Source organism: Aequorivita sp. H23M31 (assembly GCF_004022485.1).
GTDB classification, from domain to species: domain Bacteria; phylum Bacteroidota; class Bacteroidia; order Flavobacteriales; family Flavobacteriaceae; genus Aequorivita; species Aequorivita ciconiae.
The window spans coordinates 1,192,338-1,208,111 of the sequence record NZ_CP034951.1; the positions used below are offsets into that span (position 1 = coordinate 1,192,338).

General features: G+C 39.1%; 12 protein-coding genes. 7 read left to right on the forward strand and 5 right to left on the reverse strand.

Going from position 1 to position 15,774, the window contains the following annotated elements; all coding sequences use genetic code 11:
• Positions 1-176: 176 nt before the first annotated feature.
• The 3 genes from htpG to EI546_RS05310 all read left to right on the forward strand — a co-directional run bounded on the left by htpG (position 177) and on the right by EI546_RS05310 (position 6,969).
• A complete protein-coding gene (gene htpG / locus EI546_RS05300) occupies positions 177-2,069 on the forward strand; it encodes a molecular chaperone HtpG (RefSeq protein ID WP_128249570.1) in 1,893 nt (630 codons plus the stop codon).
• 265 nt (positions 2,070-2,334) lie between these two features.
• A complete protein-coding gene (locus EI546_RS05305; protein ID WP_240673164.1) occupies positions 2,335-6,501 on the forward strand; it encodes a GEVED domain-containing protein in 4,167 nt (1,388 codons plus the stop codon).
• Between the two features lie 117 nt (positions 6,502-6,618).
• Positions 6,619-6,969 carry a DoxX family protein gene (locus EI546_RS05310; protein WP_128249571.1) on the forward strand — a complete coding sequence of 117 codons (351 nt, stop codon included), beginning with the start codon at positions 6,619-6,621 and terminating at the stop codon, positions 6,967-6,969.
• A 208-nt stretch (positions 6,970-7,177) separates the two neighbouring features.
• Here EI546_RS05310 and EI546_RS05315 read toward each other — a convergent pair whose 3' ends face one another.
• Positions 7,178-7,954, reverse strand: a complete 777-nt coding sequence (locus EI546_RS05315) for a S1/P1 nuclease (RefSeq protein WP_128249572.1) — start codon at positions 7,952-7,954, stop codon at positions 7,178-7,180.
• A 192-nt stretch (positions 7,955-8,146) separates the two neighbouring features.
• Here EI546_RS05315 and EI546_RS05320 point away from each other — a divergent pair, with 192 nt between their 5' ends.
• From EI546_RS05320 to EI546_RS05330, 3 genes are all read left to right on the forward strand, one after another.
• Complete coding sequence (locus EI546_RS05320; RefSeq protein ID WP_128249573.1) at positions 8,147-9,076, forward strand: alpha/beta hydrolase family protein; 930 nt, start codon at positions 8,147-8,149, stop codon at positions 9,074-9,076.
• 180 nt (positions 9,077-9,256) lie between these two features.
• Entirely contained in the window at positions 9,257-10,594 is a 1,338-nt protein-coding gene (locus EI546_RS05325; protein ID WP_128249574.1) for a DUF819 family protein, read from the forward strand.
• 152 nt (positions 10,595-10,746) lie between these two features.
• A complete protein-coding gene (locus tag EI546_RS05330) occupies positions 10,747-11,463 on the forward strand; it encodes a DUF4369 domain-containing protein (protein ID WP_128249575.1) in 717 nt (238 codons plus the stop codon).
• Here EI546_RS05330 and EI546_RS05335 read toward each other — a convergent pair.
• From EI546_RS05335 to idi, 4 genes are read right to left on the reverse strand one after another with little or no spacing between them, the layout of a single operon-like run.
• On the reverse strand, positions 11,458-11,724 hold the full coding sequence (locus EI546_RS05335) for a hypothetical protein (protein ID WP_128249576.1): 267 nt from the start codon (positions 11,722-11,724) through the stop codon (positions 11,458-11,460). The genes EI546_RS05330 and EI546_RS05335 overlap by 6 nt on opposite strands.
• Before the next feature lie 59 nt (positions 11,725-11,783).
• The gene (locus EI546_RS05340) at positions 11,784-12,764 is read right to left on the reverse strand and encodes a type I phosphomannose isomerase catalytic subunit (RefSeq protein ID WP_128249577.1); all 981 of its coding nucleotides are present in this window, start codon (positions 12,762-12,764) and stop codon (positions 11,784-11,786) included.
• A complete protein-coding gene (locus tag EI546_RS05345) occupies positions 12,761-13,171 on the reverse strand; it encodes a 6-pyruvoyl trahydropterin synthase family protein (RefSeq protein WP_128249578.1) in 411 nt (136 codons plus the stop codon). Before EI546_RS05345 ends, EI546_RS05340 begins: the two co-directional genes overlap by 4 nt.
• Complete coding sequence (gene idi, locus EI546_RS05350; RefSeq protein WP_128249579.1) at positions 13,168-13,686, reverse strand: isopentenyl-diphosphate Delta-isomerase; 519 nt, start codon at positions 13,684-13,686, stop codon at positions 13,168-13,170. Before idi ends, EI546_RS05345 begins: the two co-directional genes overlap by 4 nt.
• Before the next feature lie 433 nt (positions 13,687-14,119).
• On the opposite strand from idi, the gene EI546_RS05355 reads away from it, so the two are divergent.
• Entirely contained in the window at positions 14,120-15,733 is a 1,614-nt protein-coding gene (locus EI546_RS05355) for a peptide chain release factor 3 (RefSeq protein WP_128249580.1), read from the forward strand.
• Positions 15,734-15,774: the final 41 nt, after the last annotated feature.

A 15,774-nucleotide genomic window follows, 5' to 3' on the forward strand; every position in this document is an offset into this window, starting at 1 on the left:
TAAGATGAACAATTATTGTTGACAATTTTTTTATTCGTGACATCATGTCAGCAAAAATAAATTGGTATTTTATTTGACTTAGTATAAGAGTGAATTTCCCTCATTTTTTGTGGGATTTTTCTCACATACATTGAAGAATAACTAAAATAATAAATTTTTTAAATAAATAATAAATCATGAGCAAAGGAACGATTAATGTATCAGTGGATAATATTTTCCCTCTGATTAAGAAATTTTTATACAGTGACCACGAGATTTTTCTCCGCGAGTTGATTTCAAATGCTACCGATGCCACCTTAAAATTGAAACATCTTACCAACATAGGTGAGGCCAACGGTGTAGAATATGGCAATCCAATTATCGAAGTAAAATTAGACAAAAAGAAAAAAGAGCTTCGCATTATTGATCAAGGTATTGGAATGACCGAGGAAGAGGTAAAGAAATACATCAACGAAATTGCCTTTTCTGGAGCCGAGGAATTTATTGAAAAATATAAGGATAAGGACGGGAAAGACGCCGGCATCATTGGCCATTTTGGACTTGGTTTTTATTCGGCATTTATGGTGGCGAAAAAAGTAGAAATTATTACCAAGAGTTATAAGGATGAACCAGCTGTACATTGGGAGTGTGATGGCTCTCCTGAATTTACTCTCACAAAATCCGACAAAAAAGATCGAGGAACTGAAATTATCCTTCATATCGCTGACGACTCCACCGAATTTCTGGAAGAATCACGAATTCGCGAACTATTGGTAAAGTACAACAAGTTTATGCCCATTCCTATTAAGTTCGGTACACGTACGGAAACCCTTCCAAAACCAGAAGACGCTAAGGAAGATGAGGCTGCTCCCACAAAAGAGGTTGACAATATAATAAACAACCCTAATCCCGCTTGGACTAAACAACCAACAGAGCTGGAAGACAAGGATTACAAACAATTTTATCGCGAACTGTATCCTATGCAGTTTGAGGAACCTCTCTTTCATATTCATTTAAATGTAGATTATCCTTTCAATCTTACGGGAATTCTTTATTTCCCGAAGATGTCCAACGATATGAGCATTCAAAAAGACAAAATTCAGCTTTATCAAAACCAAGTTTTTGTGACGGATAATGTTGAAGGAATTGTTCCAGAATTTTTGACAATGTTGCGCGGGGTGATTGATAGCCCGGATATTCCATTGAATGTTTCACGAAGCTATCTTCAGGCCGACGGCGCGGTTAAGAAGATTTCCAGTTACATTACCAGAAAAGTAGCCGACAAACTGAAAAGTCTTTTCAACAAGGATCGAGAAAACTTTGAAAAGAAATGGAACGACATAAAAATCGTTATCGAGTATGGAATGTTGACGGAAGATAAATTCTTTGAAAAAGCACAGGATTTCGCTCTCTATCCTACTGTTGATGGCAAATATTACACACTTTCTGAACTAAAGGAAAAAATTAAGGATCTCCAAACGGACAAGGACGGCAATCTTGTTGTAGTTTATGCGTCCAATAAAGAAGAGCAACATTCCTACATAGAAACCGCAAAGGAAAAAGGATACGAGATCCTATTATTGGATTCCCCAATTATAACGCATCTTCTTCAAAAGGTAGAAAGTGAATCAGATAAAATCTCTTTCGTTAGAGTTGATAGTGATCACATAGACAACTTGATTAAGAAAGACGATGAACAAATCTCTAAACTTTCAGATGAAGAAAAGGAATCTCTTAAAACCTTTTTGGATGAAGTTGTTCCAAAGGAAAAATTCAGTGTACAACTAGAAGCTTTGGACAGCAATGCCAGTCCATTCATAATTACTGAACCCGAATTTATGCGTCGTATGAAAGATATGCAGAAAACCGGCGGCGGTGGAATGTTCGGCATGGGTGGCTTTCCCGAAATGTACAATTTGATTGTAAACACAAACCACGAATTGGTAGGTGAGATCCTCAACACCAAAACCCAGAAGAAAAAAGAACGTTTGGTGAGCCAGGCGCTGGATTTGGCACGTTTGAGCAAGAACCTTCTTAAAGGTGAAGAGCTTACCGCTTTTATCAAAAGAAGTTATGAGATGATTAAATAAACATTTTTATAACTCTAATATCTAAAAGTCATTTCCAACTTGGAGATGGCTTTTTTTTATGGATTAATAAGAATTCGAATTATGAGAAAATGATATAATATATATGCACTTATTGCGGTTTCTGTAACGAACAGAATAAATATTTTCAAGTTGAAGCTATGAAATCTTAATAATGAAAGTAGAATTCAAGGGGTTTCAAAAAAAGATTGTTATATGTCGGGTAATTAACATATCTTTAAGCCTCTAACTTTAAATGTTTTTAATTATGAAGAAAATTACACTTCTCTCAATTCTGTGTATGTTACTGACGATTCCCATTGCATTTGGGCAATCGTCATTTACGGCACCAAGAGGGCAAAACGGCATTTCAGTGATCAATCTTCCTGCTGGAACAACCAGTGCCAACAACGGTCATTCGAGGGCCATGGCACCCCAGGTAATCACTTACAATGTATCGCAAAACATTGCTCCAGGTCTCGAAATAGCTTGTGCTAGTCCAACAAGTTTTAAGAACAATTCACTCTATGTGGATTTTGATTTAGAAAATTTTTTCGGAATTATAAGTGATTTTGATGTTGAAAGTGTGGAATTTGCTATTGGAACCATTAGCACACCAACGTCCTTCCCTATTACCGTAAAGGTATGGTCCTCTGTTGGGGATTTTCCTGGCGGAGCACTTACCTTGCAAGGTACTTCTATTTATACAGCTACTAACGCAGATGTAGCTTCTATAGTATCCGTACCACTTACGGCAACAATACCGTTAGGTGAAAAAATGGTAGTGGAGTTGATGTTGGTAGACGATGGAACGGATACAAATAATATGCGGTTCGGAACCAATAACGATGGATTTATGGGAGAAAGCTGGATTAAGGCCGCCGATTGTGGTGCACCCACTCCAACAGCCTTCGCCGCTCTGGGCTTAACCCAAGATCTTATAGTAAACGTTCTTGGCGATGGAGAAACTGGTGTAATTCCAATTTTCTATTGTAATTCCCAAGGAAATAACCCTTCCTATGAAAACATAACCAACGTAACCTATGCGGGCATTAACAATACTACCGCCACTCATAGTGGATATAACGACTTTACAGCCCAATCGGCCATGGTTACCCAAGGAGAAACCGATCAAATTTCAGTAACAATAACTGCCGACGGCAGTGATTATGTTTATGCCTTTATTGACTGGAACCAAAATGGAATATTGGATGACGCTGGAGAAGTTTATACCCTGGCTACATCTACCTCTAGCGCTGGTCCACATACTATGGATATAACTGTGCCAGCCGACGCTTCTCTTGGAGATACTCGAATGAGGGTAAAAGTGGGTTGGCTCCAATCTACTCCAAATCCCTGTGGAAACTTTAGTTATGGCGAAATAGAAGATTACACCGTTAATGTGCAGGCGCCAAGCGGCGGCGGCGGCGGTGAACCTCCAATCATTGTTTGCCCTAGTGATATTACCGCAAATAATGACCCAGGCCTTTGTGGAGCTGTAGTTAATTTTAGCCCCGCAGTAGCTATTGACCCTGAAGATGGAGTTATCTCAACTGTTCAAACAGGTGGTCCTGCTAGTGGAACTCTGTTTCCGGTAGGAGTGACTATGGTAAAGTTCTCAGCTACTGATAGTGATGGCAATACAGTTACTTGTCAATTCGAGGTTACAGTCGTGGACAACGAAGCCCCAGTAGTTGTTTGTCAAAACATAACAATCGATCTTGACGCTGCTACAGGTCTTGCAAGCATTACAGCTGCAGATGTAGATAACGGTTCTACAGACAATTGCGCTATTGATACTATGAGTTTAGATATTTCATCGTTCGACTGTTCCATGATTGGAGAAAACACAGTAACCTTAACTGTTACTGATACGGCAGGAAATTCATCTACTTGTACCGCTACAGTTACAGTTCAGGACGTTACAGCTCCTGAGGTAGTTTGCGTTGGTGGTTTTGGCGACTTTACCGAAACTGAAGATTTTGAGGCTGCTACCGTTCCTGCAGGTTGGACGGCAACTATCTTATCTGGAAACGCAAATTGGGGCTTTGGCTCCGGCGATATGCCAACAGGCCCAGATTTCCCAACAAACGCAGCTATTTTTAATGACGACGCAGCAGGAAGTGGTGAGGCCAATTCCGCCCAACTTTTATCTCCAAGCTATAATCTAACGGGAGCAACTTCTGCTGAAATCTCTTTTGACTACGCCAATCAAACCTATCAAAATGACGGTAAATTAATCGTAGAGGTTTATGATGGCTCAACTTGGCAAGAAGTATTTATGTTTGATGGCATTTCAGGTCCAACCAATACCGGACCACTAGATATGACTGCTTATATAAATCCTAACTTCCAAGTTCGCTTTATCTATGATGATGAAGGAGGATGGTCTTGGGGAGCTGGAGTGGATAACTTCCTCTTAGAATATCAAGCTGCTTCGGGTGGGGGTCTGGATGTATATCTTGATGCCAACGGCCAAGCGACAATTTCTCCGAATGATTTAGTAACTAGTGTAACCGAAGCCTGTAATTATACAATTACCGCTGCCGGTACTGGTGGCGGAACAATGGGAGCGCTAACTACATTGTTTGCTTCAGGAAATAACGGGTCAGCCGGTGGAGCAGTTTATTTTGACATAATCGTTGGACCAGCAGATATCGAAATCACCGATATTGATATCAACACTGGGGATGCGGGAGCCTTTACTATGGATGTTTATACAAAAGAAGGAACCTCTGTAGGTAGTGAAACAAACCAAGGTGCTTGGACATTGTCTTCCACTGCCGCGGGTACTAGTGCTGGATTGGATATGCCATCCAACGCAGTACTTGCCAGTCCAATTACTTTGTCCGCCAATACTACTTACGGGATGGCTTTAGTACTTGATGGGACCCACGGTCATTATTATACCAATGGAGATGGAACCAACCAAAACTTTTCTAATGCCGACCTGGCCTTAGCTTTGGGTGCTGCATCCAACGCTCCATTCACGGGCGGAATCTTTTCACCTCGTATCTTTAATGGAACCATTCATTATATAGGTGGCCCAGGTTCTGGACTCGATTTCACTTGTGCAGATCTTGGTCAGAATATTGTGGAAGTAACCGTTACAGATGATAGCGGAAACAGTACTACCTGTATGGCTGTTATTAACGTTATTGACAATACTGCTCCAGTAATAATTTGTTCCGGAACTCCTGGCCCTGTCTCAAATGTTGAGGATTTTGAAGAAAATACAATCCCTAGTGGATGGACAACTGTAATCGACACAGGTTCACAAAACTGGACTTTCGGTTCGGGTGCAATGCCAACAGGAGGTAACTTCACCTCGAAAGCAGCTATTTTTAATGATGATGCTGCTGGTAGTGGATCTGTTAACAAAGCTACCCTATACTCTCCTGTTTATAACATAACAGGTTCCAGCACTGCGGAAATATCGTTTGATTATGCACTTCAGGAATTCCTCGGGGATGGTAAAATGACGGTGGAAGCTTTTGATGGTGCTAACTGGCAACAAGTATTCTTTGTAGATACTAACACAAGTCCAACAAATACTGGAGCCTTGGATGTTTCCGCTTATATTAACCCAGCTTTCCAAGTTAGATTTATTTATGACGACGAAGGTGGGTGGTCTTATGGTGCAGGAGTAGATAATTTTGTACTTGATTATGAAATTCCAACTGCAACTCCAGTGGATATTCAATTAAATGAGAATGGAACAGCGAATATAGATCCCTATATGCTAATACGTAGTATCGATGAGGCTTGTGGTGTTGCAACGGTTGCAGTGGATGTTCCACAAGTAACATGTGCGGATATTGGCACCACTATACCAGTAACTGTTTTCGTTAGCGATACTAGTGGTAATGTTTCTTCTTGTACAACTATGATCAATGTTGTGGATTCTGTGGCTCCGGTTATTACCTGTCCTGCAGATGTAACTGTAGATCCGGGAGCTGGGAATCTGTTCTATATTTTGCCAGATTACTTTGCAACAGGAGAAGCTACCGCAATCGACAACTGTACTGACCCGGTAATAATTACCACTCAGGACCCTGCCGTAGGAACGGCTCTTACCGATGGAATTCATACTATTACCCTAACTGCTGAAGATGAATACGGAAACATTTCTACCTGTAGCTTCGAACTAACTGTTGAGTCCATCCTTGTTGGAATCGATGACAACGTTCTGGAGTCCGGTGTAGCACTTTATCCGAACCCTGCCAAGAACATTGTAAACCTTGTAAACAAGACCAATATCTCTTTGGACAATATGGTGATATTCGACATCAACGGGAAAAAAGTTAATCAAATTGACCTTAGAGCAATGGTAGGAGAGAAATCGGTTGATGTCTCTAATTTAGCTTCTGGCGTTTATGTAATCCAAATAGTGGGAGAAAAAGCGACCACTGTTAAACGTTTGATTATCGAATAATATAGTATATGTATAACTAAGAAAGACCTCCCCTCTGGGGAGGTTTTTTATTTAAACCCTTTAGCCTTTCAAGAGATATCAAAAAGACCTATTTTTAAAACCTTAAAATAACGTACTATGCTGCCTTGGCACCAATATTTAATAGGAGTACTTTTTGTAATTGCCGGAATGATGCACTTTTGGAAACCCAAAATTTATGAACGCATCCTTCCACCCTACATTCCAGCGCATGGAAGTATGGTTATTATTAGTGGAATTGCGGAAATGATTCTTGGATTTATGATAATGAACAAAAATTCCCAAGTAGAAGCAGCTTGGGGAATTATAATTCTATTAATCTTGTTCCTCCCCGTCCACATTTACATGCTTAAAAATGAGAAAGCAGCCATGAAGTTACCCAAATGGCTTCTAATCCTTCGTTTGCCTCTTCAATTCGCTCTGATGTATTGGGCCTATCTTTATACTTAGTTTGAAGTAGAAAGTAGGAAGTGGGAAGAGAGAAATTCGACGGGCGAAGAGGAAAATGAGAAGTTGGATGCTAGAAGTCTTATGTTAGAGTATGAAAACTTCAGGCTACTGACTACAAACCACAGGCTATTAACCCGAAACGTGGAACTTTAGACTTGAAACTTGGAACTTGGAACTTGAAATAAGAAACCAGAAACTATTTAAAGAGTCATCCAAAAATGTCATTCAGAAGAGAGGCCAATCGTATGCCGCCTTTCTGTAATTGAAATCGGACGGTATCCATATATTTATACATATAGTTATAGCCCAATTTCTCACCTACCTCACTATTATCATAAATATCCTCGCAAAGAGCACGGCTTTCATACATCCAATCTAAAACAGTTCCACTTTTTATTGCTTCAACTTCTTTTTTTGACAAAACATCTGCATTCCTAGCTACCTCTGTATAGGACATTTTATAGCTATCCAACATTTCAGAATCCCATACTTTATGAAGGTTTGTTCCATTCCCAAACCAGCGAACTTGAAAGTCGTTTCCACCCTTATCATCCAGTTTTCCAATATGCAGAGGTTGATGCAAGTCCCCTATAAAATGAACGAGCAGTTTAAGGTAGAATGCTTTTTCATCCTTTGAACTTTTTTCGTCCTTTAAGATCGTTATGCAAGCGTAAATTCCGTTAATGATATCCCCTTCTTCGCTTTTAGGATAAGTTTCATATCGCTCGCCGAAAGGAAAATTGACATAATGCCACGGCTTAAATGAATCGAATTCTCGATTGCTCTTTATATCGTCTCCGAATGGCCCAACAAATGCCAATGAATGACCATCCAGCAGTACCGAAATTGCCTTACTTGCTTTCCGATCCAGATATTTCTCTGCAATTTCACCTACGACTCTATGCCCGGTTACGCCCCAATCCTCTGCTAAGGCGGGGACAGAATAAAAAAGCACGAAAACAAAAAGAAAAAGAATTCTATACATTTGAACGATATTTGGATTTGAATGGCAAAGATAGTAACCCTGATTAGTTTTAAATAATTAATTTCAAATTACCAATAACGCAAATCTTCATTTTCTTCAGAAGGCAGAAGTTAGAAGGTAGAAGGTAGAAAATATGTCAATTTTCAAGTTCGGTTACCAATCAACAATTAAATTAATTTTAAACTTACTCCCATGAAATATTTTCTTATTATAAGTCTTCTTTTTTCTTGGATAGGAATATCACAGAATAATGAATTTAATTCCCAGAATATTGGTATAACTCCCCTAATTGACGGTACTCTATTGGTTCCAGATACTACAAAAACCCAACCTCTGGCAATCATTATTGCTGGTAGCGGTCCAACCGATAGAGATGGAAACCAGCAGATGATGAAAAACAATTCGCTTCGTTTTCTTGCCGAAGGTCTTTATAAAGAAGACATCGCCACCTTTAGATATGATAAAAGAATCATCAAACTAATGAGAAATAAATATCTTGATGAAAGAAATATTCATTTTAAAGATTTTATAGATGATGCAATTGCAATCTTGAAATACTTTAAAAAAGATCCAAGATTTTCCAAGATTTACATTATTGGCCACAGTCAAGGTTCCCTCATCGGGATGGTCGCAGCGCAGGAAGGTGCAGATGGATATGTTTCTATAGCCGGCGCTGGTCAGGAAATAGACGATGTAATTGTTGACCAATTATCCAAACAGGCTCCCGAGCTGGTAGAAAATGCCCGTACCTCCTTTGACGACTTACGGGCAAATGGGGTTGCGAATAACTATAGTCCCGCACTGGGATCAATCTTCAGAAAAGAAATTCAGCCCTTTATTTTTAGTTGGATGTTTTATAATCCCCAAGAAGAGATTAAGAAACTTGATATCCCTGTTATGATAATTAACGGCGATAAGGATTTTCAGGTTCAAATCTCTGAAGCCGAATTACTCAAATCGGCAGAACCAAATGCTAAATATCTTATCATTCCTAATATGAACCATATATTTAAAGAGGTGGAGGGAAATGATCTGGAAAACAGCAAAACTTATAATCAATACGATCTTCCCGTAATGCCCGAATTGACCGACGCCATTTCAATATTTATAAAAGAGAATTAAAAGAGAGAATCAACCATTTTAAATTTATTTTACTCAAACGAGTTGGTTCAATTTATAAATGTTATCAACTTCCCCATTTTTTAGAAATGTCTGCCTTTTCAATTAAAAGTTTATCCTGTCGACTTTTATCAAAGTGCAATCAACTTACAAATTAATTGTATTTTGCGGCAAAATTAAAAAATGGACGAAACCGCTACGGAGATACTTAGAGATACAACACCATTATTTACAAACGACACGATTGTCTTTGGAGTTTTAATGGTGGTCTTAGGATTTATTTTTTATACATCCTCAAAAAGCACCGGTTTTTGGAATAAGTTTTACGTTATCGTTCCCGCCTTGTTTATGGCATATTTTATTCCAGCGCTGCTTACGACCTCGGGAATCATAAGCCCTGAATGGATTTCCATATCCGATTCAGGGGAAGTAAAAGCGGGAAGCACCAGTCTTTATTATATGTCCAGTCGTTATTTACTGCCAGCGGCGTTGGTTTTAATGACACTGAGTATCGATTTAAAGGGCGTATTCAAATTAGGCCCAAAGGCTCTGATAATGTTTTTAACTGGAACGGCTGGAATTATAATCGGGGGACCGGTTGCAGTATTAATTGTGGGAACCCTACATCCCGAAGCCGTGGGAGGCGAGGGTGCCGATGCAGTATGGCGTGGTCTCTCTACGCTCGCGGGAAGTTGGATTGGTGGGGGCGCAAATCAAACTGCTATGCTAGAGATTTATGGATATAACCAGAAACTCTATGGAGGGATGGTTTTCGTCGATATTGTTGTGGCAAATATTTGGATGGCAGTGATCCTCTTCGGAATAGGAAAATCGGCAAAAATTGACAAATGGCTTAAAGCCGATACCACCGCAATAGAAAATTTAAAAGCAAATGTTTCTGAATACACCAAAAAAGTAGATAGAAATCCCACCCTTACCGACTTGATGATCCTTGCAGCAATAGCGTTTGGTACCGTAAGCTTCTCACATTTTGGAGCAGATTATATAAGTGCATTTTTTTCTTCTATAGTGGACGATATCCCCAAGGGAATCGTTCGAAATATATTTACGTTTTTAGATTCGAGTTTCTTTTGGATGATTTCCATTACCACCATTATCGGCATTTTGCTGTCTTTTACCAAAGCCAAAAGTTATGAAGGCGCCGGGGCAAGTAAATTTGGAAGTGTTTTTATCTACATTCTCGTAGCCACCATTGGTATGAAAATGGATCTTACCTTGATCTTTGACAACCTGTGGTTAATCGTAATTGGTTTGATTTGGATGGCAACCCACGCGGGATTGATGATCTTGGTTGCAAAATTAATACGAGCCCCGTATTTCTTCTTTGCAGTGGGCAGTCAAGCAAATGTGGGAGGTGCGGCATCCGCTCCGATTGTAGCTTCCGCCTTCCATCCCTCTTTGGCAACCGTTGGAGTTCTTTTAGCCGTTTTTGGATATGCAATCGGGACGGTGGGCGCAATCTTATGTACGGTTTTAATGCAATTGGCTTCAGCAGTCTAACAGAAATTCACTAAAACAAACACTTTACAGAAGATCGAAAAACTCAATAAATTTGAAAGATTTTAGCCTGAATTAATCCAATAATTCTATCATATTTGCACCTGCTTAAAACGGAATTATCTTAGAGCACAGAATTACTTTAAACAATCAAAATGCGCTACTCCACCTACATTCTTATAATATTTCTATCAATATTAAGTTGTTCCTCCCCTAACCCGGAAATAATGCACCTTACCGGTGCGGTGAAAGGCTTGGAAAAAGGAACTTTATTGCTTCAGAAGTTTGAAGACACTGTTTTGGTTACTGTTGATTCAATGGACATAAATGGAAATTCGCAATTCAGTTTTTCAGAAAAGGTGGAAAGCCCTGAGATTTATTATTTATACGTGCGTTTAAAAGATGGAACTCTAAAAGACGATAGAATACAATTTTTCGGAGAAAATGGAAATGTAAACATTGAGACAAACCTCGAAAAGTTTGGGAGTGCAGCAAAGGTTTCAGGTTCTAAAAATGACAGTCTGTTAAGAGACTATTATTTATTGAAGCAGCGCTATATCACTAAAAACTTAGATTTTATTGAAGTTAGAATTAATGCTCGAACAAAAAACACCGACTCTTTGGTCAAGGAAATAGATAGGAAACAACAAAGTTTGCAGGCCAGCCAGAATTTTGCGACCATCAACTTTGCAATCAAAAATAGTGATTATGAAGTAGCTCCCTTTCTAATGTTAAGTGAAGCCTATAATTCCCAAATAAAATATTTGGATACAGTGTATAACACACTTTCACCAAAAATAAAAGACTCCAAATACGGTAAGGAATTGGAGTCTTTTATTAAAACTTCAAAAGAAGCCGATACACTGTTATAGTGCGTTAATCTGATCTATCAGTTTTTTGCCGCGCTCTTCTAGTTCAGCATTAACGGCTTGAAAATGTTTCTTTTTATTTTCAACTTTTCTCTGATTCACCTTAGCGATCAACTCATCGAAAGTCAGAATAGCATCTTCAATGATTCCCTCTGCTTTTTTGTTGTCTTTACCTGGATTGGTAAGCTCCCAGATATAAACGGCCTCAATAATATCTCCCAACACATAGTTGATGTCTTTTTTTAAATCTCTTACGTTTGCCATTGTACTGTAAATGTATTACTTGTTAATTAAAATTCGAAATTTGGCGCAAGGTACAACAATTAAGGTACGTACACTTCCAAAAATGAAGCTCCTTTTGTATCGAATGTAATCTCTTCTATTTCTGCAGGGATAAGAAGCGTGTCCCCTATTTCCATTTTCTCCGAAAATCCGTTACCTGCTATAGTTGCCTGACCTTCAAGACACATATAAACAACAAAAGAATCCATATCGCCTAATTTGCGCACAAAGGATTGCGAAAGATGAAGTTTGTTTGTGGAAAAAAACTCCGTCTCAGCAATATGCACCGGAAAGTTTTCCTTATTCGGATAACTTTCCTTCTTTGGGTTTGAGCCAAAATCTATTGCGTCCACCGCCAAATCGGTGTGGAGCTCGCGCATTTTCCCATCGGCTTCAGGTCTATCCCAATCATAAATGCGATAAGTGATATCTGAGGTCTGCTGAATTTCAGCCAATAAAACTCCAGCACCAATGGCGTGCACCGTTCCCGGATAGATCACAAAGGTATCTCCCTTTTTAACAGTTACGGAATTGAGAATTTCGGTGATATTTCCCTCGGCAAGTGTTCTTAAATAATCCTCTTTTTCGAGTTCATTTTTAAACCCAACAATAAGCTGCGCTCCTGGATCGGCCTGAAAAATATGCCACATTTCCGTTTTTCCAAAGGAATTATGTCTTTGCTTGGCAAGTGAATCCTCCGGATGTACCTGTACGGAAAGATCATCAGCCGCATCAATAAACTTGAACAATAAAGGAAACTTATTTCCAAAAATTTTATAAACCCGGTCCCCTACCAATTTTTCTTTAAATTCTGAGAGTAATCCGTCCAATGACTTTCCTTCCCAAGGGCCATTGGCAACGATAGAAACATTGTTTTCAACTCCCGAAATTTCCCAGCTTTCACCAATGTTTCCGGTGGCCTTCTTATTTAAAAGATTATTGAGCTTTTTTCCTCCCCAAACCTTTTCCTTTAAAATTGGTTTAAATTTTAGGGGATATAATTGTGGTTCTGTTTCTTTCATTTGCCAGTATAGACCACAAAATTTCGTGGCGTTTCGTAGAGTTTAACGGTAATTGTATATTTGTGGTCTATTCGATTCCGCAGTTTATTCCAGATAACGATAGCAATATTTTCGACCGTTGGATTAAGCTCTTTAAATTCGGGAACTTCTATATTTAAATTTTTGTGGTCAAAAGGATCTTCCACTTCTTCTTTAATAATCTGACTAACCGCTTTCAGATTCATCAAAAATCCTGTTTTTGGATCCAGCTCTCCAGATATTCCTACTTCTAGCTCATAATTATGGCCATGATAATTGGGATTACTGCATTTTCCAAAAACTTCAAGGTTCTTCGCATCATCCCATTCCTCACGGAAAAGTCTGTGGGCAGCGTTAAAGTGCGCTTTTCTATATACGGTTAGGCTCATACAGCAAGATGTTGGTAAAATTTATCAAAAATTATTTTAAACCATTCGGTGTAATTTGCAGGATTGGTCTTTATGTCAGACTTTACCTCTTCCAGATCCATCCATTTCCAAGCTGCAACTTCCTCTGGGTTAAGAGTTGGATTTCCTTCATATTTTCCGATGAGAATATGGTCGAGTTCGTGCTCGGTCAATCCATTATCAAAAGGAGCTTTATAGATGAATGAAGTAGTTTCCTTTAAGTCCGTTGTAAAACCCATTTCTTCCTTCAACCTTCGCTTTCCGGCCTCCACTACAGTTTCACCATCTCGCGGATGGCTACAGCAGGTGTTGGCCCATAAGCCGGGCGAATGGTATTTATCCAAAGCGCGCTGTTGCAGCATAAGTTCGTTTTTATCATTAAAAATAAACACCGAAAAGGCGCGGTGAAGGAGTGCTTTTTCGTGTGCTTCCTGTTTGCCCATTAAACCGATCTTTTCATCATTTTCGTTGACCAATACAACTTGTTCTTCTTTCATTTAAAATAGTCTTAACCGCCAAAAATACGAAAAGCGAACTCGTTAAAAAAGCTAAAACCTCGAGGTAATGAAATTGGAAAATGGAAAAGAGCCACGAGTTTTCAGCGCCTCACATTAATAAGGGTTTGGGCAATGCAAAAAAGAAAAAACTTCAATCAACTTTAGGATCTTGAATATTTTTGCAAATATATTTAGGACGGGATGGATATTAAATATCAGGACAGGAATTCAACTTAATGAGTAAATAATGCTGCCTGTCGTTCAATAAAATAATTAGCGAATTAATAAATATTGATTCCACTCTAGGCTGGCTCTGTGATTTCGTTGAAAAAAGGAAATAATACATACAAAATAGAAATTCGCAAAATCATACCAAAGCCCCTTATATTCACGCCAACAAACTTTATCTTTGCGCCCATTATAATTTTAGGAAATGTCTTTACAAAAGGAAATAAAACGCAGAAGAACTTTTGCCATCATTGCCCACCCTGATGCGGGAAAAACAACACTTACTGAAAAATTGCTGCTCTTCGGTGGTGCAATCCAAGAAGCGGGAGCGGTTAAGAACAATAAGATAAAGAAAGGCGCTACGAGTGATTTTATGGAGATTGAGCGTCAACGAGGAATTTCCGTAGCTACTTCTGTGCTCGCTTTTGAATATGAAGGGGTAAAGATTAATATTCTCGATACGCCCGGTCACAAGGATTTCGCAGAAGATACTTTTAGAACTTTAACTGCCGTTGACAGTGTGATTGTTGTTATTGACGTGGCAAAAGGGGTCGAGGAACAAACTGAGAAGTTGGTGGAAGTCTGTAGAATGCGGAATATTCCCATCATCGTTTTTATAAACAAAATGGACCGCGAAGGCCGTGATGCCTTCGATCTTTTGGATGAAATTGAACAAAAGTTAAAACTCCGGGTAACTCCATTAAGCTTCCCCATTGGGATGGGGTATGATTTTAAGGGAATTTACAATATTTGGGAAAAAAATATAAACCTCTTTAGTGGCGATAGCAGGAGAAATATTGAGGAAACAATCGAGATTGAGGATGTTCAGCACCCTGAACTAGAAAAACTTATCGGAGAAAAAGCCGCTAAAACGCTTCGGGAGGAACTGGAACTTGTGTATGAGGTTTACCCCGATTTTAATAAAGAGGAATATTTGGAAGGAAATCTTCAACCTGTATTTTTCGGTTCCGCCCTTAATAATTTTGGAGTTCGTGAATTGTTGGATTGTTTTGTGGAAATTGCCCCAACCCCGCAACCCAAGGAGAGTGATACGCGATTGGTTGATGCCGAAGAAAAAGAGTTCAGTGGTTTCGTTTTTAAAATCCACGCCAATATGGATCCCAAACACAGGGATAGATTGGCTTTTGTGAAAATTGTTTCGGGTATTTTTGAAAGAAACACGCCTTATCTTCACGTTCGCCAAGGAAAGAAATTGAAGTTTTCCAGTCCGAATGCTTTTTTTGCCGAAAAGAAACAAATTGTGGATACTTCGTATGCGGGGGATATTGTGGGTCTTCACGACACGGGAAATTTCAAAATTGGCGACACACTTACCGAGGGCGAAGAAATGAACTATAAGGGAATTCCAAGTTTTTCACCAGAGCACTTTAAGTATATCAATAATGCCGATCCTATGAAGAGCAAGCAGCTGGAAAAAGGAATCGACCAATTAATGGATGAAGGGGTTGCCCAGCTATTCACTTTAGAACTTAACGGACGAAAGGTAATTGGAACGGTCGGCGCTTTACAATTTGAAGTAATCCAATATCGTTTGGAACATGAATATGGAGCTCAATGTTCTTATGAAAACTTGAATGTTCACAAGGCCTGTTGGGTGGATCCGGTGGATCCAAAAAGTGAGGAATTTGAAGATTTTAAAAGGGTAAAATCCCGATTTCTTGCAAAAGACAAACGCGGACAACTGGTCTTTTTTGCCGATTCAGCGTTTACCTTGCAAATGACACAATCCAAATACCCTAATGTTAAATTGCATTTTGTCAGTGAATTTACGCCCGCTGCAAAAAGAAAAAAGAAATAAACTTTTATTTAGTAACCCATCCAGCATTTAGAGTATTGGCA